Origin of the sequence: Halomonas sp. DQ26W, assembly GCF_003339685.1 — a bacterium.
Classification (GTDB): Bacteria; Pseudomonadota; Gammaproteobacteria; order Pseudomonadales; family Halomonadaceae; genus Halomonas.
The window spans coordinates 21,941-44,573 of the sequence record NZ_QPKI01000019.1 but is presented as its reverse complement, the minus strand read 5'-3'; the positions used below and the strand labels follow the sequence as shown (position 1 = coordinate 44,573).

Sequence of the window (22,633 nt, the reverse complement as noted above, 5' to 3'; positions counted from 1 at the left end):
CGGGGAGCCGTCGGGTGCGCGGTGACTCCCGCGGTGAGAGGTCTCCATGCGCTTTATCTTCTTCATCGATCACCTCAGCACCTGGGCAGGGAAAATCTTCGCCTGGGCGATCCTGATACTCACCTTCGTGGTGAGCTACGAAGTCTTCATGCGCTATGTCCTGGGGGCGCCCACGGCCTGGGCGTACGACACCAGCTACATGCTCTATGGCACGCTGTTCATGATGAGCGGGGCCTATGCGCTGGCACATAGTGCCCACGTGCGCGCTGACGTCGTGTCACGCTACTTTCCGCCACGGGTGCAGGCGGGCCTGGATCTTGGTCTGTATGTGATCTTCTTCTATCCGGGCATTCTGGCGCTGGTGTGGTATGGCTGGGACTATTTCGCGCTCTCTTATCGCCAGAACGAGCACAGCTCGTATACCCCCGGCGGGCCGCCCATCTATCCCTTCAAGTTCGTCATTCCCGCAGCGGCATTCCTGCTGATGGTGCAGGGCGTCGCCGAGGTCAGCCGATGCGTACTGTGCCTTAAGCATGGCCAATGGCCGAAGCGGCTCGGTGACGTGGAGGAGATCGCGATCCCCGTCAACAAGCAGGAAGAGATCAAGGCCGCCCAGTCCGATTCCGGGGAGACGCGTCAATGACCGAGCCGCAGGTAGGTATCATGATGCTGGGCATGCTGGTTGCACTGATCATGCTCGGTTTTCCAATCGCTTTCACGCTGATCGCCATGGGTGTGGCCTTCGGCTATTTCGCCATCGGCGACATCATCTTCTCGCTGCTGGTCCAGCGTGCCTATGGGGTGATGGCCAACGATGTATTGATTGCCGTGCCACTCTTCCTGTTCATGGGCTACCTGGTGGAACGAGCGAACATACTCGACCGGCTGTTCTCCAGCCTGCAGCTGGCTGCCCGTGGCATGCCGGCCTCGCTGGCGGTAGCGAGCCTGATAACCTGTGCCCTGTTCGCTACCGCCACCGGCATCGTTGGAGCGGTGGTCACCCTGATGGGACTACTGGCACTACCAGCAATGCTCAATGCCGGCTACGACAAGCGCATGTCCAGCGGTGTGATCTGCGCCGGGGGCTGCCTCGGCATCCTGATACCACCGAGTATCATGCTGATCCTCTATGGTGCCATGGCGGGGGTGTCGGTGGTCCGCCTCTATGCGGCCGCCTTGCTGCCGGGTCTGCTGCTGGCGGGGCTCTACATCGCCTATGTGATGGGGCGGGCGTTGATCAACCCCAAGGTGGCGCCGAAGCTGTCCCAGAAGGAACTCGATGTGCCGCTGGGCCAGGTCTACTGGGGCCTGTTGACCTCGTTCGTACCACTGTTCGTGCTGATCATGTCGGTGCTGGGGGCGATCCTGTTCGGTCTCGCCACGCCCCACGAGGCAGCGGGGATCGGGGCACTGGGTGCCATCCTGCTGGCGGCGGCCTATCGCCAACTGACCTTTGCACGGCTCAGGGAGGCGGTATTTCTCACTGCGCGAACCAGCGCCATGGTTTGTTGGCTGTTCGTCGGCTCATGGATATTCTCGTCAGTGTTCTCGCTGCTCGACGGCCACTCGCTGATCGAGCACTGGATCAGCGGCATGTCGTTGACCCCGTTGCAGTTCCTGATCCTGGCCCAGGTGATGATCTTCATTCTCGGCTGGCCCCTGGAGTGGACCGAGATTATCATCATCTTCGTGCCGATATTCCTGCCCCTATTGGCCATGTTCGGTATTGATCCGCTGTTCTTCGGCGTGCTGGTGGCTCTCAATATCCAGACCTCCTTCCTCACGCCACCGATGGCCATGTCGGCTTTCTATCTAAAGGGGATTGCACCCAAGAGCGTTCAGCTGAACGATATCTTCCTGGGCATCGCTCCCTTCCTGCTGCTGGTGATAGTGGCGATGGTGATTCTCTACAACTTCCCGGGCATCGCCATGTGGCTGCCGGGCGTGCTCTACAACTAGCGGACGAGTGCCCATAAAAAGGCCCGACACGGAGGTCGGGCCAGGGGAGCAAGGTGTAACGACAGAAATCAGTCGGCGCTCTTCTCGCCACGCGACTTGCCACGGCTCTTGCGGTCACCCGGCTGCATTGCGGCCCTCATCGCTTCGATCTGCTCTTCACTCAGTACCTTACCGAGGGCCTCCTGATGCTCGTCGCGCAGGGCTTGCCAGGCTTCGCGACGCTCCTCGCGGGATTCGAACGTCTGGCCGCGCAATTCCTGCATGTCGGCATAGAGGGATTGGCGAAGCTCGGTGAGTTCCTCGCGCTCTTCATCGGAGAGGTCCCAGCTGTCGACCAGGGAGCTCAGGCGTTGCGGCATATCATGGTGACCATATCCATGGCGTTCACTACGCTGCTCCTGGCGCATCTCGCGCTTGGCCTCGCGTAGCTGCTCACGCTCCTCCTCGCCGAGAATCTGATCCATGCGTTCGCGATGCTGCTGGTGCAGTTCACGTAGAGCTTGATGATGCTCGTCATGTGCCTCTTCAAGGGCAGCGCGGGTCTCCTCGTCGAGTCCGGCGCGCTCGAACAGTGCCTGACGTCGTTCTTCGAAGCGCTCCTGACGCTGCTCGCTCCAGTCCTTCTCGTTCTGGCCGGCTGTCGCCGCCAGCGACAGCGGGGCGATAGCAATGGCGAGCAGGGCGGGCATCAACAGCGTGCGGGACATTGAACATTTCATGTTAAGTGACTCCTGGGTGCTGGGGTGATGGTGAGAGTATCGCGAAGCGGCGTGCAACAGGCGTGCACGGAGTGTGCAAACCCTGTGGAGCCTACTCCTCGGGTTGATACTTGTAGCCTACCCCGTAGACCGAGCGAATGATCTCGCGTTCGGGCCAGGTGTCGGAAATTTTCTTGCGCAGCTTCTTGACGTGGCTGTCTACGGTACGCTCAGAGACGATGCGGTGGTCGCGGTACATGCGGTCCATCAACTGGTCGCGCGAGAAGATCCGCCCTGGCGACTGCATCATCACCTTCAGCAATTGGTACTCGACGGCGGTCAATCCCAGGTCCTGGCCATCGGCCAGGGCGCGCCACCCGTCGTCGTCCAGAACCAGGTTGCTGCCGCCACCGGAAGTTGGATCTTTGGCGGCTCGGCTGCGGCGCAGCACGGCCTTGACCCGGGCGACCACTTCCCGTGGGCTGAATGGTTTGCAGATGTAGTCGTCGGCACCCAGTTCCAGTCCCAGCAGACGGTCTACCTCCTCGACCCTGGCCGTGAGCATGATGATGGCGAGTTTCGGCCAGCGCTGGCGAATCTCCCGGCAAAGGGTCAGGCCGTCGGTGCCCGGTAGCATCAGGTCGAGCAGCACCAGCGGCGGGGCAAGCTCGCCGGACATGTTCTCCTGTAGCCAGGGCAGCACATCGTCGCCATGGTCGATAGGGTGCGTGGCAAAGCCGCTACCTTCGAGGTAGTCGGCCACCAGGCGGGCAATCTTAGGCTCGTCTTCGACGATCAGCAGGGTGTCTTTTGGCACATCGGCGTCTTGCATGGGCTCCTTTCCTTATTGGCTGGGTCTGTCGTTTTCTAGAGCGGGAAACTCGATGGTCCAGCATAACCCACCCAGCGAGGTGTCAGAGGCATGCATGGTTCCGCCATGACTCTTGACCAACGCGCTGGCAATGGAAAGCCCCAGTCCGCTGCCGCCGCTTGCCCGGTTGCGTGACCCCTCGACTCGGTAGAGCCGCTCGGTGAGACGGCCCAGTGCCTCGTTCGGCACCCCTGGCATGCTGTCCTGCCAGATGATCCGGACCCGATCGTTCGTGTGGTTGAGACTCACTTCCAGCCGGCCGGGCGATGCCGTATAGGCCCGGCTGTTGTCGAGCAGGTTGCTCCACAGCTGGCGCAGTCGGTGGGCGTCGCCACGAATCCAGGCTGGCTTGTGGATCAAGGTGGTCAGTACCAGGCCGCTGTCATCGAGCCAGCCATTGGCCTCGTCGAGCCATGCGGAGAGACTTTCTGCCAGGTCTAGAGGGGCGAGCTGCACTTCCAGGGCGCCGGCATCGCTCTGTGACAGCAGCCGAAGGTCGGCGACCAGGCGCCCCAACTGGCCGACTTCCTGGGACAGCGAGTAGAGATTGTCCTGATTGAAAGGCCGAATGCCATCCTGCATTGCCTCGATCTCACCGTGCAGTATCGCCAGAGGTGTGCGCAGCTCGTGAGCGATGTCAGATACCCAGCGAGCTCGGGCTTCACGGCTAGCCTCGAGCGTAGCCGCCAGGACATTGAAATCGTGGGCCAGGCGCGAGAGTTCGTCACGACCCTGCTCTGGTAGGCGGGTGCTGTAGTCACCTTCGGTGAGACGTCGAGTGGCCAGGGCCATGCTGTGAGTGCGGCGACCCAGCCACCAGGCGAGCCCGCCGGCCAGAAGCAGCGAGGCCACGCCCAGCGCGGCAATGATGATGCCCAGGTTGCGCTGTTGGCGAGAGAGGAAGATGCGATCCATGCGGGCCATCAGTTGCTGGGGCGGGCGGTAGCCCAGGGTGCCGACCTGCTCACCCTCATGCTCGATGGGTAGCCAGTGCAGCTCTGAGGTCGTTTCGCTGTCGTCCGGGGCAAGGCCGATCACCGGTAGTCCATTGGCATCGTGGAGTACGAAATCCCGGGCATCGCCCAGGCGACGCTCGATGCCGTGGGCGGGCGGCCCTTCGCCGGGCCACAGCTGCTGGCGTACCAGGTTCTGCCAGGCCGGTGGTGAGTCGCGCAGCCACTGCCAGCCTCCCCGCCGCGCCCACTCCTGGCCGAGCCCCTCCGCCAGGGTCTCGGCACGGCTGGCCTGGGTGGTTTCCAGGTACTCGATGAAGCCGCGGTCCAGGCTGCGCGATACGGCCAGGAAAACCAGCCCTGCAATGCCCACGTTGACCATCAGGATAATCACGAACAGCTTGATTCCCAAGCGTGAAAGGGCGGGGCGGGGGAAACGAAGGTTCATCGGGCGGGCTCCCGCGACTCGGTGGCGAGGTGTGGCCATGGATACGGTCACGCAAGCGTTCCACCATGAGGTAGAGGCAGGGTACCAGTACCGATGGGGTGACGGCCCCGCCATCATCCACCTGTGCCATGCAGCCAATGGTCATGAATCGTGCAAGCAATATGCAAGCATAGGTAGGCGCGGTTCAGAGTGACAGGAATAAGAGAATCAAGGGGGGCGATAGCAGCGAGAGGACAAAACCGCTGACCACGGCAATGGGTACACAGGCTACACCGCCATGCTGCTGGATAACCGGCAGGGTGAAGTCCATGGATGTCGCGCCTGCATAGCCGATGGCCAATGGGGCGTGGCGGTGGATCAGCAGGGGAATCAGGATGAAGGCCAGCAGTTCGCGGGCCAAGTCGTTGAAAAAGGCCACGCCACCGAGCAAGGGCCCCAGTTGATCACCGATCAGGATGGCGGAGAGCGAATACCAGCCGAAGCCCGCAGCCAGTGCCAGCCCTTCGTTCCAGCGCAGATCAAGGAGTGGAGCGGCGATCAGGCCGCCGACCAGGGAGCTGAAGGCCAGGGTCGTAGCGATGGCCAATCCGTGTCGGTTGAGGAATATCTGGCGAAGTGGCATGCCCGAGTTGCGCAGCTGACAGCCGATCAGTGCCAACAGGCAATAGAGTGCCCACTCGGCCAGCCTTTCAGCGGTGGAAAAGATAGCCTGGCCACCAAGCCAGCTGAGAGCGAGCCCGATCAGCACGCCGAAGGCCACCACCGTGACCAGCGCCAGGGAGCCAATCAGGGCGGCAAGCTTGGTTGTCGGTGCATTCGCCACGACCGGTGATTGGCCGAAACGCAACCCAAGCCGGCGAGACAGCCACCAGAGGGCTGCCAGGTTGATGACAGTGATGACGCTGAACAGCAGAAGAGCCTGGCCACCCATGCGCGACAATTCGCGCGCCAGGTCGTCGAGGCCGGCCAGGCTGACCCCCATCAGCAGCAGAATGACGTAGACCGAGGCGTTGACACCACGGTTGATCAGGTTCATCAGACCGGTGTGGCGAACCGGCACCAGGTAGCCTAGCACTAGCGGCAAAAGGACGATCAAAAGCCCGCTCAACATCGAAACCTGTTCCCCTGTTCGCCGCCGCCGGGCGGCGCAAAGCGCCACACTCTAGCAGCCTTTCCCCGCCAGCGCTGCGTTCGTCCACGGTCCGGCCGGCCGGATTTGGTCGGGCCAGGTCGATTGCCGGCCGGAGCCCTAGCGGGGGGCGCGGTGTCTCAGGGCACCTGGATTTCCAGGGAGGTGAGTGTCAGCCGGCTCTTGCGCTTGCCGTTGCGGCGATAGTCTACGGCTAGCAACAGACCAGGAAGTTCAGGGTGGAAGTGAAATGTCATCTGCCGGTCGGGGGTTTCCGGGTCAGTGACCTTGACCTTGATCGCCTCGAACTCGCCCGCCGGAAGATGCAGCGTCTCACGGTCGAGTATCCGATAGTCGAGGGTTTCCTCGCGTCCACGATGATCCTGGTAGACCAGGCGACAGCCCTCCTGCGACTGGCAACTGCTATTCAGGACTCGCCTTGAGAGGTCGAACAATGCGGCCTGGCGATCGGGGAGTTCGCGCAGTTCATCGCTGCCAAGCCGGTAATTGCCGCCAATGCCAAGTAACGAATAGCCGCTGGTGTAGTTCACCGAGCGAACCCCTTCCGGGGTCAGGAAGAAGCGGCTGCGTTCATTGCCCCGAGCCATGGTGATGGAAGCTTTCATCAGGCTCTGCCAATGATTGTTTTCCCGGTTCAGGCGGTGCTCGATGGAGGCGTTGGGCCAGCCACTCACTTCCAGCCGGTACCGAGCATCGAAGGGCTGGGGAGCGACCTGCCTGTGAACGCTGAACGCTGCCGGCGCGGCAACCGTCGGGGCGGCCACGGCCTGGGCGAAGGCCAGGAACAGCAGTAGCAGCGGCAAGGCCAGGAAAGTGCGAGGAGGCGACAGTCGGCGCATGGGACTCAACATGGGGTAGTGAGGAAAGGAATGGCGAAGTGGCAAGGAGTCTGAGCACGGGAAGATGCCCCGAGTTCCCCCATGCATGTTTGTTGCACGTTCGCCGGGTAGTCGATCTCGCCCGGAGCTAGCCGGATCAGCGTCTTGGGCATCTCCTCGAGACACGTCATCTGCACCTCCAGGGAGGGCGGTGGGGATGTCTTTCAGCCTGTCTCCTATGTCACCGTCACCTTTCGAATAGTGATCAGGACAAGATCGCGACGCTTCAATAGCCGGCGCTGGGGTCGACGGTCTCAAGCGTTTCACCGGCTTCGAAGGCTTCGATCAGCTCGGCGACTTGGCCGACGGCCTCCTTGAGCGGGGTGGGGCCGGCCATGTGCGGCGTCACCCACACCCGCGGATGTGCCCAGAGCGGGTTATCTCGAGGCAGCGGTTCTTCGGCAAAGGCATCCAGCAGGGCGCCGCGAAGCCGGCCTTCCGTCTCTCCTTTTCCCAGCGCCTCGAGCAGTGCTGCTTCATCGATCAGGGTGCCGCGGCCAGGGTTGATCAGGCTGGCTCCTTCCGGCAGCGCAGCCAATGTCTCGCTATCGATGATGTGCCGGGTTTCCGGCGTGCCGGGTAGCAGCAGCACCAGGGTGCGTACTTGGTCGAGCAGTTCGGACAGGCCGTTGTCGCCATGGTGGCAGGTAATGCCGTCGAACTGCTTGGGAGAGCGACTCCAGCCATGCACCGGAAAGCCGTCGGCGACGAGCATGCCGGCCACCTTGGCGCCGATGGCTCCCAGGCCCAGCACGCCCACCGGCCAATCGGCCTTGTCGTCCACGGCGTGCTCTCGCCACTCTTTGCTGCTCTGTTGGCGCCGGTAGCGGTCGAAATCGCGCTGGAAATGCAACACGCCGTAACGTACGTAGTCGCCGATCAGCTCGGCCATGCCGGCATCGCGCAGCTTGACGATCGGCACGTCCTTGGGTAGGCCCGGATTATTGAGCAGGGCGTCGACGCCGGCTCCCAGGTTGATGATCCCCTTCAGGTCGGGCAGCTCCCGCAGCAGCGCCTCGGGTGGCTTCCAGGCGGCCAGGTAGTCGATATCCCGGCGTTGGTGGGCGAGTGCTTCGCTGGTGACGATCTCGGCGGCAGGCAGGCGCTCGGCCAGGGCATCGCGCCAGGTGTCGGCCTCGTCGATATGGATCAATACACGCATGGGGTCTCCCTCCGACGTCATGAAATTCAGTAGATGACCTGCATCATGGGCGGGGGCGACTCGTCGAGCAAGATCACCAAGCGTTCCAGTCCCTCCTCCAGTCGCTTTAGATCCTGCTCGGCCCCTAGGCTTACGCGAATGCGGCGCGGAGGCGGCGTCTGCTCCACCATGAACGGTACCGCGGTGGTAATGGCCAGGCCCTCCTGTTCGGCCTGTTGCTGCAACTCCTCGGCCCGCCAGGCAGCGGGCAGTGTCAACCAGACATGCAGGCTGGTGGGGCGGGAGGTGAGGGAGTGATGGCCGAGCAGGCGTGCGGCGAGCTTCTGGCGCTCACCCAGTAGCTCGCGCTGCTCGGCGGCCATGGCCTCGATGCTGCCATTAGCAATCCACCGGTCGGCGAGCTCGAAGATCAGGGGGGTAGCCATCCAGGTGGTGGCCCGCATCCGCGGCAGAACGTGGTGCAGTTGACCGCGGGGCACGGTCAAGTAGCCTGCACGCAACCCCGGTACGGTGATCTTGGTCATGCTGGTGACATGAAAGCCGAGATGAGGAATCCGGGCGGTGAGCGTGGCCAGGCCAGGGGCCTCGAGCAGGGCATGCACATCGTCTTCGATCAGCCATATTCGATGGCGCGCCAATACCTCTGCCACGGCGTCACGGCGGGCCTCGCTCATGGTTGCGCCAGTCGGGTTCAGCTGGGTGGGGGTCAGGTAAACGGCCCTCGGTCTGAAACGATGACAGGCCGATTCCAGCGCTTCTGGAATAATGCCTTCACTGTCGATGGCCACGCCGCGAAGCTGAAAGCCCAGGGTGCGTGACAGGGCGATCAGGCCGTGGTCGGTGAGGGCTTCGGTCAGTACCAGGTCGCCGTGCTGCACCACGCTTGCGATGGCCAGCATCAGGCCATGGGCCGCGCCGTTGCAGAGAATCCTGTCATCCACCTCGCCGGGTACACCGAGACGGGTCTGCAGCCAGGCGCTGGCCCTCTCGCGCTGATGGGGCAGTCCGGCGATCGGCCGGCACGCGGTAATCACATCGGGGTTGGCGTGTTCCGCCAGTTCAGTCAGCGCCTGGCGAAAACGCAGGTGGTGCCTGGGTGGACAGACTGGGTGAGCGATAGATAGATCAATGAGAGGGCTTTCATTGCGCGACTCATGGCCTCGCAAATAGGCCGATTCACGGGCATCATCCAAGGCGTTGACCCAGGTGCCGCTGCCGACCCGAGCCTGTACCAGGCCCATCTTCTCGGCTTGGGCGTAGGCGCGCGAAACGGTCTGAACGCTGACGGCGAGATGTTCGGCCAGCTGACGATGGGGCGGCAGACGGGTACCCGGGGTGAGCTCCCCTTGACGAATCGCCTCCGACAGGGCGCGCGCAATGGCTAGATACTTGGGGCCGGAGTCGGTCAAGTAAGGAGTCAGATCAATTGTCATGATGCAATAAAGCCTTTGACCGCCAGCAGAGGTGTGGTGCTAGTATCAGCTTAGCGACATTGACGGGATATTGTCATGATTTTCCCGGTGAAAAATCATGACAATAATATTCCCCGAGCGGTGTCCGATAACCCCTGGTCCGGCCCTCTCTGCATGGAGACGGCCGGTTATTGGTGATGCTATGGCGAACGCTTCATGAATGAGGTCTCCCTGCCCTTCACTCGTCAGGAATATGCCAGCCGACTGTGGAAGGTGCGTGCCGAGATGGCGAGCCGAGGCATCGACGTGCTCATCATCAGCGACCCCTCCAACATGGCCTGGTTGACTGGCTATGATGGCTGGTCCTTCTATGTGCATCAGTGCGTGCTGGTGGGGCTGGAAGGCGAGCCGGTCTGGTATGGCCGTCGCATGGACGCCAATGGCGCGTTGCGGACCTGCTGGATCGACCCGGACAATATCACCTACTATCCCGATTACTACGTGCAGAACCCGGACATGCACCCCATGGACTACCTGGCCCAGTCGATCATGCCCGATCGCGGCTGGCACCAGGGGGTGGTGGGCATGGAAATGGACAACTACTACTTCTCCGCCAAGGCCTACCAGTCCCTGCTGCGCGAACTGCCCCATGCCCGCTTCCTGGATGCCAATGCGCTGGTCAACTGGTGCCGGGCGATCAAGTCGCCCCAGGAAATCGCCTACATGCGCATCGCCGGCAAGATCGTCGAGGGCATGCATACGCGTATCCTCGAAGTGATCGAGCCCGGCCTGCCCAAAAGCAAATTGGTTTCCGAGATCTACCGGGTCGGTATCGAGGGTTGGGTGGATGATAACGGTAAGGTCTTTGGTGGCGACTATCCCGCCATCGTGCCCATGCTGCCCACCGGCAAGGATGCGGCAGCGCCTCACCTGACCTGGGACGACACGCCATTTCGCGAAGGCGAAGGCACGTTCTTCGAGATTGCCGGTGTGTTCAAGCGTTACCATGCGCCGCTGTCGCGCACCGTGTTCCTGGGGCGGCCGCCCCAGGATTTCATCCGTGCCGAATCGGCGCTGCTGGAGGGCATCGAGCGCGGCCTGGCCGTGGCAAAGCCCGGCAATCGTACCGCCGATATCGCCATGGCGCTGGGGGCGGCAATGGACAAGTACGGCTTTGACCGGGGTGGCGCGCGCTGCGGCTATCCTATCGGTATCTCCTATCCACCCGACTGGGGTGAGCGCACCATGAGCCTGCGCCCCTCCGACGAGACCATCTTGCAGCCGGGCATGACCTTCCACTTCATGCCTGGCCTGTGGCAGGACGAGTGGGGCCTGGAGATCACCGAGAGCATTCTGATCACCGAGACAGGCTGCGAAGCGTTGGCGAACTTCCCCCGCCAGCTGTTTGTGCGCTGAGTGCCAGCGACAACCGGCCACAGCGAGGGGCGCCGGGGGTGGGCCGGAAGGGAGGTCCGAGGCCAGGGATGGCCGAGGTAGCGCCCATGGATGGGTTCACAGCGCCTCCCTGAAGGCCTATCGCCGGGATAGCCCCAAGCGGCTGCCCGCTATGATAGAACAAGGAGTTTCAGACAATGACCAAGCGCCCTAGCCCGATCAGTGCCACCGTCGACTTCGATGCCGACGGCGTCCAGCACGGCTTCCTCAAGCTGCCTATCTCCGTGGACGAGTCCGCCTGGGGTGCGGTGATGATCCCGGTGACCGTGGTCAGGAACGGTGAGGGTCCCACGGCCCTGCTGACAGGCGGCAACCACGGCGATGAGTACGAGGGCATTACCTCGCTGCTCAAGCTGTCGAGCACCCTGCGCGCCGAGGACGTCAGCGGCCGGGTCATCATCGTGCCCTGCATGAACACCCCGGCGGTGATGGCCGGCAAGCGCACCTCGGGGCTGGACGGCGGCAACCTCAATCGCAGCTTTCCCGGCGACCCCAACGGCAGCGTGACCGAGAAGATCGCCGACTACTTCACCCGAGTGATGGTGCCGATGTGCGACGTGGTGCTCGATCTCCACTCCGGCGGGCGCACCTTGGACATCATTCCCTTCGGCGCTTCCCATGTGCTGGAGAATCCCGAGCAGCAGCGCCAGGCCCTCGAGGGAGCCAAGGCCCTGGGCGCACCCTACGCCATGATGATGTTCGAGCTCGATGCCGCCTCGCTGTTCGACACCGTGGTAGAGGAGCAGGGCAAGATATTCGTGGCCACCGAGCTGGGCGGCGGCGGTACCTCGACGCCGCAAAGCCTGGCCATCACCGAGCGCGGAATTCGCAACTTCCTGATCCACTTCGGTCTCATGCGGGGCGAGGTGGAACTGCCTGCCGAGCCGCAGATCTATCTCGATATGCCGGATGCCAGCTGCTATGTGCAGAGCGAGCACTCGGGGCTGCTCGAGCTGACCCTGATGCTGGGCGACGTGGTCCGGAAGGGAGATGTGATCGCTCGGGTCTACGACCTGACCCGCAGCGGCACGCCACCGGTAGAGTATCGCGCCGGCCGCAGCGGCGTGCTCGCGGCCCGACGCTTTCCTGCCCAGGTCAACATGGGCGATACCATTGCCGTGATTGCCGAAGTCGTGGAGTCGCTGGGGTGATGAAGCTCGATCGCTACGATCTGAAGATCCTCGAGATACTCTCCCGGGATGGGCGCATCACCAAGTCGAAGCTGGCCGAGGCGATCAACCTCTCGGTCAGCCCCTGCTGGGAGCGCGTTCGTCGCCTGGAGAAGGCCGGCATCATCGAAGGCTACAGTGCGCGCATCAATCCCGAGGCTCTGGTGCGCCGCACGCCGGTCTGGGTTCAGATCGAGCTGAAGCAGCACAACGCGGCCAGCTTCGCCCGCTTCGAGGCACTGGTCCACGCCACACCGGAGGTGACCGAATGCGTGGCGGTGGGAGGCGGGGTGGACTACCTGATGAAGGTGGAAGCCGAGTCCGTCGATGCCTATCAGCGTTTGATCGATGCCTGGCTGACCTCCGAGACCGGCATCGAGCGCTACTTCACCTATATCGTCACCAAGAGCGTCAAGCAGAAGAGCGCCCACGCGCTTCCCGACGGCCTGGCTTGAATCATGAGCAGGGCTACGGCGACACATGAGAAAGCATCGTTGATTACATGTTGATGGATTTGGCTTAAGCTTGAGGCGAGCCTTTGCTCACCTGTGCCGGGCGATCCCGCTGACGCTTCCTTGATGACGTTGACCGCACAAGACAGCGCCCCGGATGTACCGAGATCGCCTACGGAGACGAGCGACGATGTCCTATTTCACCATTGCCGGCGTGCAGATGCATGCGCTGCACCACGGCGACAATACCGAAGCGATGCGACACCGTGTCGACGTGTTGATGAGCCGCTTCCCCCAGGTCCAGATGGTGCTGTTCAGTGAGCTGATGCCCCTGGGGGCGTCACCGCACCATGCCCAGCCGATGCCCAGCGCCGCCGAGGCGATGTTCTGCCAGCTAGCCGAGCAGCACCGCATCTGGTTGATTCCCGGCTCCATGTTCGAACGGGTCGGCGAGAGCGTCTACAACACCCTGTCGGTGATCGATCCACATGGCCATGTCGTGGCCCGCTATCGCAAGCAGTTCCCCTTCCTCCCCTACGAGGCGGGCGTGGAGAGCGGCAGCGAGTTCGTGACCTTCGATGTGCCCAACGTGGGTCGCTTCGGGGTGTCGATCTGTTACGACATGTGGTTCCCCGAGACCACCCGCACCCTCGCGGCCATGGGGGCGGAGGTGATCCTTCATCCCACCATGACCGATACCATCGACCGCGATATCGAGCTGTCCATTGCGCGGACCAATGCAGCGGTCAACCAGTGTTACTTCTTCGATATCAACGGCGCCGGCGCCCTCGGTAACGGTCGTTCCATCGTGGTGGGCCCCTCCGGTGACGTCATTCACCAGGCCGGCACCGGCGAGGAGGTCATGCCCATCGAAGTGGATATGAACCGGGTGCGCCGCGAGCGCGAAACCGGCCTGCGCGGCCTTGGCCAGCCGTTGAAAAGCTTCCGCGACCGTCGCGTCGACTTCTCGGTGTACCGCAGCGAGAACGGCTCCGCGGCGTTTCTGGATACCCTGGGCCCGTTGGCCAAGCCTCTGCGAGCCGACATCGAGGAGTACTGAGCCGCCTACAATGGCATCAAGTACGACTGGAGAGTGCCATGCTGGAGCGTCTGATTCGTGGGCTGCGCCGTTTGTTCGGCCAGTCTCCGGCGGAGGGCCTCACACCGCCGCTGTCTACCGGACCCACCCAGGAGGCGGGTTCCCCTACTGATGGAGCGACAAATATGCGCAAGATAACAACAATTGCCGACGTTCGCCGCCATTTTCTCAGCAACAAGGAGCCGATCTACTTTATCTCCGCCACCAACTTCAATCTACTTGGGATCGGCGACTGGGTAGGAAGCTTCCGCCATATCAATTACATCAACTGCTTCGACGGCCAGCAGCGCAATGTCTTTGTGCCCAAGGAGAAGTTCCCCCGGGACTTCGAGAGCATCGAGGACATCAATAACTACCTGCTCGAACACAAGGAGGTGATCGACTTCATCGGTTCGCGCGCTGATGGAGAGCGTGCCGGTGTGGCCGCTTTCCTGATGTTCGACGAACATACCGAGGAAGTCTGCAATCAGCTGGGGCTGAGAGTCGCCTTTCCTCCCGCGGCGCTTCGGCAGCGCATGGACAACAAGATCGAGACGGTGCGGATCGGCAACAAGGCCGGGGTGCCAAGTGTGCCCAATGTGCTGGCCAAGGTCGGCAGCTACCAGGAGTTATGCGAGGTAAGCCAGGAGCTGGGCAATGATCTGGTGGTGCAAACCGCCTTCGGTGATTCGGGCCACACCACCTTCTTCATTGCCAGCGAGGACGATTACTACAAGCATGCCGAGGAGATCGAGGCCGAGCCCGAGGTCAAGATCATGAAGCGCATCAACTGCCGTGGCTCGGCCATCGAGGCCTGTGCCACCCGCTGTGGCACTGTGGTGGGGCCGCTGATGACCGAGCTGGTGGGCTTCAAGACGTTGACCCCCTACAAGGGCGGCTGGTGCGGTAACGAGATGTTTGCCGGAGCCTTCAGTCAGGAAGTGCGTGACAAGGCTCGTGAGTACACGTTCAAGTTTGGCGAGGCGCTGCGCGAAGAGGGCTATCGCGGCTATTTTGAACTCGATTTCCTGATCGACATGGACAATGGCGAGGTCTATCTCGGCGAACTCAACCCACGAGTGACCGGGGCCAGCTCCCTGACCAACGTGGCCGCCTTCGCCCACTCCGATATCCCGCTGTTCCTCTTCCACCTGCTGGAGTTCTCGGATCTCGACTTCGATCTCGACATCGAAGAGATCAACGAGCGCTGGTCTCACCCCGACAGCGTGGACAGCTGGAGCCAACTGGTGATCAAGCACACCGACGAGAGCGTCGACCTGCTCACCCAGGCTCCGCACACCGGCGTATGGCGAATGCATGACGACAACAGCATTGCCTACGATCACTACAGCTATCATCCCCATGCCGCCGAGAATGACAGGGAGGCCTTCTTCCTACGCATCAGCGGTGCCGGCGACTTCCGCTATGAGGGGGCCGATCTCGGCATTCTGATCACCCGGGGCCGCCTGATGGATGACGATTTCCAGCTCACCGAACGCGCCCACGCCTGGATCGCGGGCATCCGCGGTCAATATGCCGGCCAGTCGTTGCAGGACCCGGTGGTGGAGGAGGTGGCCGTCAGCCATGCCGTCGGTGGCGGCAACTTCAAGATTCTCTGAGCGGAGTGAAGCGGCGCCACCCTGCGGTGGCGCGGATGCCTGATATGGAGAAGACGCTGATTTTCCGCACCGTCCGCGAGGAGAGCCCGGGCGCCAAGTGGCAGTCGCTGTTCGACTACCACTGGCCGGCCTATGAGCAGTGGTACCTGGCCGAGGGCGAGCGAGAGCGTCCGGCCTATCTGGCCTGCTATAACGCTTTGCGCCAGCACATGCCGGAACTGCTGGGTACCTACCGGACCCTCTGCGCTCTGGCCGGCGGCGGGGACCTGGCTGCGCGACTGCTGAGCCTCTATCGGCCGCCGCCCTATATTACCGGCTGCTCCCAGGCGGTGCTGGCACGAAGCGACGTTACCGTGCTGGCGCGCAACTACGACTACCCGCCAGAGCTGTGCGAAGGGACTGTTCTCTACACCAACTGGAACGGCCGCGGCGTGATCGCCATGTCCGACTGCCTCTGGGGAGTGCTCGATGGCATCAACGACAGGGGCCTGGCGGTATCGCTTGCCTTCGGCGGTCGCAGGACGGTGGGGGAGGGCTTCGGTGCGCCGATCATCTTGCGCTATATCCTGGAGTTCTGCGATACGGTGCCCGAGGCTGCGGCCGTGCTGGCCAGGGTGCCGACGCATATGGCCTACAACATCACGGTGGCCGATGCCGCCGGTCGCTATGTCACGGCGATGATTGCCCCGGACCAGCGTGCCAGCATTCGTCGCATACCGGTGGCCACCAACCACCAGAAGAAGATCGAGTGGTATGCCCATGCCCTGGCCTCCGAGACCCTGATCCGCGAGCGGCAGTTGTCGATCCTGGTGGACGACGAGAGCACTACAGAGGAGCGCCTGGTCTCGGCCTTCTTCTCGCCGCCGCTGTTTCGACACGACTATCGGCGCGGCCTGGGTACGGTCTATACCGCGGTGTACCGGCCCCGGGACGGGCACGCCCAGTACCACTGGCCGGGAATGTGGCTGAAGCTCTCCTTCGATCACTTTCTGGAGCAGCAGCTGACCGTGCGCTACGGCGCGCGTGGCCTCAATGCCGGCTGAGTCTCGCCGGGTACCTGCCTGCGCGGCCGACAACAATCAATAACGAACGGGATGGGGTGTCGTCATGCAAGAGACCAGTCAATCCGAATCGTCCTATACGGTGTCCGAAACGGCCTATACGGCGCTGGGTTTCTATCACAAGATTTCACAGCTGCGAGCCGATACCTGGAACGCCCTCAAGCGGGACCTGGGCATCCTGGTTAGGCTCAACGACGAGAGCCGGTCGAAGAATCTGATAAAGGCCATCGACGTCAAGCTCACTCGACTGGAGATCATCGAGGACTACCATGCCTTCCCCTCGAAGGAAGATTTTCGTCACCTCTGGTCGCTCTTCGACCGCGACGAATACATTCTGCTGGAGAAGGTGGTCAGGCGTCTGGTTCGAGCGCTGATCAGCGAATCCTACCGTCGTCGCCACGTCGATCTCAGCGACAGCGATGCAAATTCTGAAGATCTGGAAACCCTGGATGCCCTTGCCCAGTTGCGGCGTGGCCATCCAGCCTCCAACAGTGCCGCACAGCCGTACTTCGAGTTGCTGATTGTCGATAACCTCTCCCTCCAGGAAGAGGAAGTGGTGCGCGAAGCCTTCCGTAACATGCGGCGTCCCGAAGACAAGTTCGTCTATGATGTCGTCATCGTGCGCAGCTTCGAAGATGCGCTGATCGCGGTGCTGGTCAATCCCAATATCCAGGCCTGCCTGATCCGCTATGAGTTCCCCTACAAGTCAAAGTACAACCTGAGCGCCCTGCGTAACTACCTTGAGGGGCTGTCGGAGAAAGAGCTCGAGAACCAGACCGAGGCCGAGCGCAGTATTCTGCTGAGCTCGATGATTCATGAGCTGCGCCCGGAGATAGACCAGTTCCTGGTCACCAGCGGTGACGTCGAGGCCACAGCCAGCCGCGACATTCGCTACTTCAACCGAATCTTCTATCGCGAGACGGACTACATCGAGCAGCACCACACCATCCTTCGGGCCATCGACAACCGTTACCGGACGCCGTTCTTCGACGCCCTGCGCGAGTACAGCAGGAAGCCCACTGGGGTGTTCCACGCCATGCCCATCTCTCGAGGGAAGTCGGTGACCCGCTCTCACTGGGCCGGTCAGATGATCGACTTCTATGGTATCAATATCTTTCTCGCCGAGACCTCGGCCACCTCGGGTGGCCTGGATTCGCTGCTGCAGCCCTACGGGCCGATCAAGAAGGCCCAGGAGTATGCCGCCCGGGCCTTCGGTGCGCGGCAGAGCTTTTTCGTCACAAACGGTACCTCTACTGCGAACAAGATCGTGGTCCAGGCACTGGTCAAGCCACGGGATATCGTGCTGGTCGACCGGGACTGCCACAAGTCCCACCACTACGGCATGGTGCTGGCCGGTGCCCACGTCAGCTATCTCGACTCCTATCCGCTGCACGACTACTCGATGTACGGCGCGGTCCCGTTGCACGACATCAAGAAGACCCTGCTGGGCTACAAGCGTTCGGGCCAGTTGCACAAGGTCAAGATGCTTCTGTTGACCAACTGTACCTTCGACGGTGTGGTCTACAACGTGCGCCGGGTGATGGAAGAGTGCCTGGCGATCAAGCCCGACCTGGTGTTCCTGTGGGATGAGGCGTGGTTCGCCTTTGCCTCCTTCAACCCCACCTATCGGCCGCGCACCGCCATGCATGCGGCACGCAGCTTGCGAGAGCGCTACCGAAGCGACAAGTATCGGGAGGAGTACGCGGTCTGGAAGGCCGAGTTCGACGAACTCGATCCGGACGACGATGCCACCTGGCTGGACCGACGGCTGATGCCCGACCCGGATCAGGTGCGTATTCGCACCTATGCCACCCACTCCACCCACAAGACCCTGACCTCGCTGCGCCAGGGATCGATGATCCACGTCTGGGACCAGGACTATCGCCAGAAGGTCGAGGCCCCGTTCCACGAAGCCTACATGACCCATACTTCCACATCGCCGAACTACCAGATCGTGGCGTCGCTGGACGTGGGGCGCATGCAGGCGGAAATGGAGGGCTTCGAGCTGGTCCACGCCCAGGTCGAGGCGGCGCTGTCGCTGCGCGAACAACTTTACAGCCATCCGCTGTTGCAGAAATACTTCCGGGTGCTGAAGAATCGCGACATGGTGCCGGCGGAGTACCGTGAGTCCGGCGTCGAGTCCTACTACGACCCGGTGACCGGCTGGGACAAGATGGAGGAAGCCTGGGCCCGGGACGAGTTCGTGGTCGACCCCAGCCGTATCACCATTGCCATCGGCGCCACGGGGATCGATGGCGACACCTTCAAGAATGAATTTCTGATGAACAAGTACGGCATCCAGATCAACAAGACTTCTCGCAACACCGTGCTGTTCATGACCAACATCGGCACCACCCGGGGGTCCATCGCCTATCTGCTGGATGTGCTGATCAAGCTGGCCAAGGAGTTCGACAATCTCTGGGAGGACAGCAGCCGGCCGGAGCGCAAGATCATCGAGAACCGCGTCCATTCCCTGACCCAGGAGTTACCGCCGCTGCCCGATTTCAGCCGCTTTCACGATGCCTTTCGTCCCGACGCCGCGAGCGCCACGCCGGAAGGAGACATCCGTCGGGCCTATTTCCTCAGCTACGACGAGGAGAACACCGAGTACCTGCGCTTCGACAACGGCGAGTTGCAGGGTCAGATGCGGGAAGGGCGCGACGTGGTGTCGGCGAGCTTCGTGATTCCCTATCCGCCAGGCTTTCCCGTGCTGGTGCCGGGGCAGGTGGTCAGCGAGGGGATTCTTTACTTCCTGCAGGCGCTGGATGTCACCGAGATTCACGGCTACCGGCCGGAGCTGGGCCTGCTGGTCTTTACCGAGGAGGCGCTGAATGAACCACCCGAAGGCTGAGGCTCTTGGGCGGGGTGCAGAAAAAACGCCATTTATGCCCGTCACGACAAAAAAAACCATATCGAGAGTGTCGATGATCAAAAAGTCCTGATTCCACTAAACCCTTACCCTGTAGACATCGGGCAGCCACTGGCTGCCCGCCATTTTTAACGCCGGCCAGCCCCCAGGTATTGCGTGCCGGCGTCAGGGGAGGTGCCCATGAAACTGTCCAAGACGCTGTCCGCTCAGCTCGATGATCCGCGGTTGTTCCGCCAGTACGCCTACGTGAACGGTAAATGGACCCACGGCGAGGGGGGCCGCGAGGAGGCCGTGTTCGACCCGGCCACGGGCGAGGCGATCGGCCATATTCCCTGGCTGGAAGCCCATCAGATTCGTGAAGCCGTGGACGCCGCCGAGGCTGCCTTCGTTCACTGGCGGGCGCTGCGTGCCGACGAGCGCTGCGAGCGTCTCCTGGCCTGGTACGACCTGATTCAGACCAACCGCGAAGACCTGGCCACCATCATGACCCTGGAGCAGGGCAAGCCGCTGCCCGACGCCCGCGGCGAAGTCGAGTACGGTGCCAGCTTCGTGCGCTGGTTCGCCGAGGAGGGCAAGCGTATCTTCGGTGAGACCATTCCCAGCCACATCCCCAACGCGGCGCTGGGAACCCTGAAGGAACCCGTTGGCATCGCGGCGCTGATCACGCCCTGGAACTTCCCGCTGGCGATGATCACCCGCAAGGCCGCCGCCGCCATGGCGGCGGGCTGCCCGGTGATCGTCAAGCCGGCCGGCGAGACCCCCTTCTCGGCGCTGGCGCTGGCCGAACTGGCCGAGCGCGCCGGGATACCGGCGGGCATCTTCAACGTCGTGCTCGGCGATGCCCCCGAGGTGTCGAAGATCCTCTGTGCCGAGGAGCGCATCAAGGCGCTCTCCTTCACCGGCTCCACCCGGGTGGGGCGGCTGCTGATCGAGCAGAGCGCTGGCACCGTCAAGCGGCTCTCCATGGAACTCGGCGGCAACGCGCCCTTTATCGTCGCGCCGGACATGGATCCCAAGGAGGCGGCCTTTGCCGCCGTGGCGGCCAAGTTTCAAACCGCCGGCCAGGACTGCCTGGCGGCCAACCGTATCCTGGTGCACGAATCGATCCATGACGAATTCGTCGAGCACTTCGCCGAGCGCATGGCGGCGTTGACCGTGGGCAACGGCCTGGAGAGCGAGATCGACCTGGGGCCGCTGATCCATCGCCAGGCGGTGGACAAGGCCGCCGCCATCGTCGACGATGCCATCTCCCGGGGCGCCAGGCTGGTGGCCGGCGACCAGAACCAGGCGCCGGGGCCCAACTTCTTCATGCCGGTGCTGCTCACCGGGGTGACTCGGGATATGCAGGTATGGCGAGAGGAAAACTTCGCACCGGTGGCCGGCGTAACCGCGTACAGTGACGATGATCAGGTGATCGAAATGGCCAACGACACCGAATACGGTCTGGCGGCCTACGTCTACACCCATGACATTCGCCGCATCTGGAAGATGCTGCGGGCGCTGGAGTTCGGCATGGTCAGCGTCAACTCGGTGAAGATGACCGGCCCGCCCGTACCCTTCGGCGGCGTCAAGCAGTCCGGCCTCGGCCGCGAGGGCGGCATTACCGGTATCGACGAGTACCTGGAGACCAAGTATTACTGCCTCGGCGGCCTGGGGTCGGTCTCCGGGAGTTAGGGCAGAGGGGCTGCCAGCGCATCCCATCTCGCGATGCCCAAGGGCGAAACCCTGGCGCAGCACTTGCGGCCAGCGCGTCGGGCTGGAACAAGGTCCCTCTTGCCAGCCCTCGATCGACATCCCTGTCGATCGCCGCGCGCCGCTTCGCTTGCACCAGCGCCCTTGGGTAGATATCGCTCGATGGCCCGCCCTGGCATCTGACCACGGGCGTCATCAACGAATTTGAACAACCCCCGCCGCGGCGGGGCCTAGAACTTAGAAGAGAGAACCGCATGAGCCAGCAGCACAAGGATCTGATCGATCGTGACCGCAAGGTGACCTTCCACGCCTCCACCCACCTGCGCGACTTCGCCCACGGCGACGCCCCGGGCCGGGTGATCACCGGCGGCAAGGGCATTCACATCGTCGACAAGGACGGCCGCGAGTTCATCGACGGTTTCGCCGGGCTCTACTGTGTCAACATCGGCTACGGGCGCACCGAGGTGGCCGAGGCGATCTACCAGCAGGCGTTGGAGCTCTCCTACTATCACACTTACGTGGGCCACTCCAACGAGCCGCAAATCGCGCTCTCCGAGAAGATCCTCGCGCTGGCCGGCCCCGGTATGTCAAAAGTCTACTACGGCATGTCGGGCAGCGATGCCAACGAGACCCAGCTGAAGATCGTGCGTTACTACAACAACGTGCGTGGCTTGCCGCAGAAGAAGAAGGTCATCTCGCGCATGCGCGGCTACCACGGCTCCGGCATCGCTTCAGGCTCGCTGACCGGGCTCAAGGCGTTCCACGACCACTTCGACTTGCCCATCGACACCATTCGTCATACCGAGGCGCCGTTCTACTACCAGCGCGCAGCGGAGCTGGAAGGGATGTCCGAGCACGAATTCTCGAAGCACTGCGCGCGCAAGCTCGAGGAGATGATCCTGGCCGAAGGGCCCGACACCGTGGCCGCCTTCATCGGCGAGCCGGTGCTGGGAACCGGCGGTATCGTGCCGCCGCCGGAAGGTTACTGGACGGAGATCCAGGCAGTGCTGGCCAAGTACGACATACTGCTGATCGCCGATGAGGTGGTCTGCGGTTTCGGGCGGATCGGCGCCGACTTCGGCAGCCACTACTACGGCATCAAGCCCGACCTCATCACCGTGGCCAAGGGCCTGACCAGCGCCTACCAGCCGCTCTCCGGCGTGATCGTCGGCGACCGCGTGTGGAGCGTACTCGAGCAGGGCACCGGCGAGTATGGCCCCATCGGCCACGGCTGGACCTACTCCGGCCACGCCCTGGGCTGTGCCGCGGGCCTGGCCAACCTGGCGATCATCGAACGCGAAGGACTCACTGCCAATGCCGCCGAGACCGGCGCCTACCTGCAGCAGCAGATGCAGGCCGCCTTCGGTGACCATCCGGTGGTGGGCAACGTGCGTGGCGTGGGCATGCTGGCCGCACTGGAGTTCTCCGTCGACCCGGCCCGGCGTCAGCACTTCGATGCCGCGCACAAGGTCGGTCCGCGTATCGCCGCCGCCGCGCTGGACGAGAACCTGATCGCCCGCGCCATGCCCCAGGGCGATATCCTAGGCTTCGCGCCGCCGCTGACCACCACCCGTGCCGAAGTCGACGAGATTGTCGCCCGCGCCCGGCGTGCCGTGGACAAGGTCGCTGATCAATTGGTCCGCGAGGGTGTGGTCAAGGCTGCAATGTCGGTAGGCTGAAGCCGGCACCTGCCGCGGGCCTCCGCGG

The 22,633-nt window shown here is 62.8% G+C and carries 18 protein-coding genes; 11 read left to right on the top strand and 7 right to left on the bottom strand.

What is annotated here, in order from left to right:
• The first annotated feature begins 46 nt into the window (after positions 1-46).
• The gene (locus DU490_RS11220; protein WP_114574376.1) at positions 47-643 is read left to right on the top strand and encodes a TRAP transporter small permease subunit; all 597 of its coding nucleotides are present in this window, start codon (positions 47-49) and stop codon (positions 641-643) included.
• Complete coding sequence (locus DU490_RS11215; RefSeq protein WP_114574375.1) at positions 640-1,959, top strand: TRAP transporter large permease subunit; 1,320 nt, start codon at positions 640-642, stop codon at positions 1,957-1,959. The genes DU490_RS11220 and DU490_RS11215 overlap by 4 nt, the downstream gene beginning before the upstream one ends.
• Before the next feature lie 68 nt (positions 1,960-2,027).
• Here the strand turns inward: DU490_RS11215 and DU490_RS17205 are convergent, their stop codons facing one another.
• The 7 genes from DU490_RS17205 to DU490_RS11180 form a co-directional block, all read right to left on the bottom strand.
• A complete protein-coding gene (locus tag DU490_RS17205) occupies positions 2,028-2,678 on the bottom strand; it encodes a hypothetical protein (protein WP_181870023.1) in 651 nt (216 codons plus the stop codon).
• A gap of 91 nt (positions 2,679-2,769) precedes the next feature.
• Positions 2,770-3,489: a response regulator gene (locus tag DU490_RS11205; protein WP_114574374.1), complete on the bottom strand. Its 720-nt coding sequence runs from the start codon at positions 3,487-3,489 to the stop codon at positions 2,770-2,772.
• 12 nt (positions 3,490-3,501) lie between these two features.
• On the bottom strand, positions 3,502-4,929 hold the full coding sequence (locus tag DU490_RS11200; protein WP_114574373.1) for an ATP-binding protein: 1,428 nt from the start codon (positions 4,927-4,929) through the stop codon (positions 3,502-3,504).
• A gap of 184 nt (positions 4,930-5,113) precedes the next feature.
• Positions 5,114-6,040: a lysine exporter LysO family protein gene (locus DU490_RS11195; protein ID WP_114574372.1), complete on the bottom strand. Its 927-nt coding sequence runs from the start codon at positions 6,038-6,040 to the stop codon at positions 5,114-5,116.
• A gap of 158 nt (positions 6,041-6,198) precedes the next feature.
• Positions 6,199-6,918, bottom strand: coding sequence for a hypothetical protein (locus tag DU490_RS11190; protein ID WP_114574371.1), 720 nt, complete (start codon positions 6,916-6,918; stop codon positions 6,199-6,201).
• 265 nt (positions 6,919-7,183) lie between these two features.
• Entirely contained in the window at positions 7,184-8,119 is a 936-nt protein-coding gene (locus DU490_RS11185) for a glyoxylate/hydroxypyruvate reductase A (RefSeq protein WP_114574370.1), read from the bottom strand.
• 26 nt (positions 8,120-8,145) lie between these two features.
• Positions 8,146-9,552: a PLP-dependent aminotransferase family protein gene (locus tag DU490_RS11180; RefSeq protein WP_114574369.1), complete on the bottom strand. Its 1,407-nt coding sequence runs from the start codon at positions 9,550-9,552 to the stop codon at positions 8,146-8,148.
• A gap of 195 nt (positions 9,553-9,747) precedes the next feature.
• Between DU490_RS11180 and doeA the strand changes: the two genes are divergently transcribed.
• The 9 genes from doeA (at position 9,748) to DU490_RS11135 (ending at position 22,605) form a co-directional block, all read left to right on the top strand.
• The gene (doeA, locus tag DU490_RS11175) at positions 9,748-10,947 is read left to right on the top strand and encodes an ectoine hydrolase DoeA (RefSeq protein ID WP_114574368.1); all 1,200 of its coding nucleotides are present in this window, start codon (positions 9,748-9,750) and stop codon (positions 10,945-10,947) included.
• Positions 10,948-11,123: 176 nt separating this feature from the next.
• Positions 11,124-12,137, top strand: a complete 1,014-nt coding sequence (doeB, locus tag DU490_RS11170) for a N(2)-acetyl-L-2,4-diaminobutanoate deacetylase DoeB (protein ID WP_114574367.1) — start codon at positions 11,124-11,126, stop codon at positions 12,135-12,137.
• Positions 12,137-12,610 (top strand): Lrp/AsnC family transcriptional regulator, encoded by a 474-nt coding sequence (locus tag DU490_RS11165; RefSeq protein ID WP_114574366.1) that lies wholly within the window; start codon positions 12,137-12,139, stop codon positions 12,608-12,610. The genes doeB and DU490_RS11165 overlap by 1 nt, the downstream gene beginning before the upstream one ends.
• Positions 12,611-12,797: 187 nt before the next feature.
• Complete coding sequence (locus DU490_RS11160; RefSeq protein WP_114574365.1) at positions 12,798-13,667, top strand: carbon-nitrogen hydrolase family protein; 870 nt, start codon at positions 12,798-12,800, stop codon at positions 13,665-13,667.
• 38 nt (positions 13,668-13,705) lie between these two features.
• Positions 13,706-15,304, top strand: coding sequence for a biotin carboxylase (locus DU490_RS11155; protein WP_258801635.1), 1,599 nt, complete (start codon positions 13,706-13,708; stop codon positions 15,302-15,304).
• A 44-nt stretch (positions 15,305-15,348) separates the two neighbouring features.
• Positions 15,349-16,347 carry a C45 family autoproteolytic acyltransferase/hydolase gene (locus DU490_RS11150; RefSeq protein ID WP_258801634.1) on the top strand — a complete coding sequence of 333 codons (999 nt, stop codon included), beginning with the start codon at positions 15,349-15,351 and terminating at the stop codon, positions 16,345-16,347.
• Positions 16,348-16,411: 64 nt separating this feature from the next.
• On the top strand, positions 16,412-19,216 hold the full coding sequence (locus DU490_RS11145; RefSeq protein WP_114574363.1) for an aminotransferase class I/II-fold pyridoxal phosphate-dependent enzyme: 2,805 nt from the start codon (positions 16,412-16,414) through the stop codon (positions 19,214-19,216).
• A 198-nt stretch (positions 19,217-19,414) separates the two neighbouring features.
• Positions 19,415-20,908, top strand: a complete 1,494-nt coding sequence (locus tag DU490_RS11140; RefSeq protein ID WP_114574362.1) for an NAD-dependent succinate-semialdehyde dehydrogenase — start codon at positions 19,415-19,417, stop codon at positions 20,906-20,908.
• 272 nt (positions 20,909-21,180) lie between these two features.
• Positions 21,181-22,605 (top strand): aminotransferase, encoded by a 1,425-nt coding sequence (locus DU490_RS11135; protein ID WP_114574361.1) that lies wholly within the window; start codon positions 21,181-21,183, stop codon positions 22,603-22,605.
• The last annotated feature ends 28 nt before the right edge of the window (positions 22,606-22,633 follow it).

Bases quoted from the DNA above. Each gene is read 5' to 3' on its own strand.
- DU490_RS11145 (WP_114574363.1), top strand. From the start codon at position 16,412: ATGCAAGAGACCAGTCAATCCGAATCGTCCTATACGGTGTCCGAAACG.
- DU490_RS11140 (WP_114574362.1), top strand. From the start codon at position 19,415: ATGAAACTGTCCAAGACGCTGTCCGCTCAGCTCGATGATCCGCGGTTG.
- DU490_RS11150 (WP_258801634.1), top strand. From the start codon at position 15,349: ATGGAGAAGACGCTGATTTTCCGCACCGTCCGCGAGGAGAGCCCGGGC.
- doeA (WP_114574368.1), top strand. From the start codon at position 9,748: ATGAATGAGGTCTCCCTGCCCTTCACTCGTCAGGAATATGCCAGCCGA.
- DU490_RS11165 (WP_114574366.1), top strand. From the start codon at position 12,137: ATGAAGCTCGATCGCTACGATCTGAAGATCCTCGAGATACTCTCCCGG.
- DU490_RS11220 (WP_114574376.1), top strand. From the start codon at position 47: ATGCGCTTTATCTTCTTCATCGATCACCTCAGCACCTGGGCAGGGAAA.
- DU490_RS11155 (WP_258801635.1), top strand. From the start codon at position 13,706: ATGCTGGAGCGTCTGATTCGTGGGCTGCGCCGTTTGTTCGGCCAGTCT.
- DU490_RS11135 (WP_114574361.1), top strand. From the start codon at position 21,181: ATGAGCCAGCAGCACAAGGATCTGATCGATCGTGACCGCAAGGTGACC.
- DU490_RS11215 (WP_114574375.1), top strand. From the start codon at position 640: ATGACCGAGCCGCAGGTAGGTATCATGATGCTGGGCATGCTGGTTGCA.
- DU490_RS11205 (WP_114574374.1), bottom strand. From the start codon at position 3,489: ATGCAAGACGCCGATGTGCCAAAAGACACCCTGCTGATCGTCGAAGAC.
- DU490_RS11180 (WP_114574369.1), bottom strand. From the start codon at position 9,552: ATGACAATTGATCTGACTCCTTACTTGACCGACTCCGGCCCCAAGTAT.
- DU490_RS11195 (WP_114574372.1), bottom strand. From the start codon at position 6,040: ATGTTGAGCGGGCTTTTGATCGTCCTTTTGCCGCTAGTGCTAGGCTAC.
- DU490_RS11200 (WP_114574373.1), bottom strand. From the start codon at position 4,929: ATGAACCTTCGTTTCCCCCGCCCCGCCCTTTCACGCTTGGGAATCAAG.
- doeB (WP_114574367.1), top strand. From the start codon at position 11,124: ATGACCAAGCGCCCTAGCCCGATCAGTGCCACCGTCGACTTCGATGCC.
- DU490_RS11185 (WP_114574370.1), bottom strand. From the start codon at position 8,119: ATGCGTGTATTGATCCATATCGACGAGGCCGACACCTGGCGCGATGCC.
- DU490_RS17205 (WP_181870023.1), bottom strand. From the start codon at position 2,678: ATGAAATGTTCAATGTCCCGCACGCTGTTGATGCCCGCCCTGCTCGCC.
- DU490_RS11160 (WP_114574365.1), top strand. From the start codon at position 12,798: ATGTCCTATTTCACCATTGCCGGCGTGCAGATGCATGCGCTGCACCAC.
- DU490_RS11190 (WP_114574371.1), bottom strand. From the start codon at position 6,918: ATGCGCCGACTGTCGCCTCCTCGCACTTTCCTGGCCTTGCCGCTGCTA.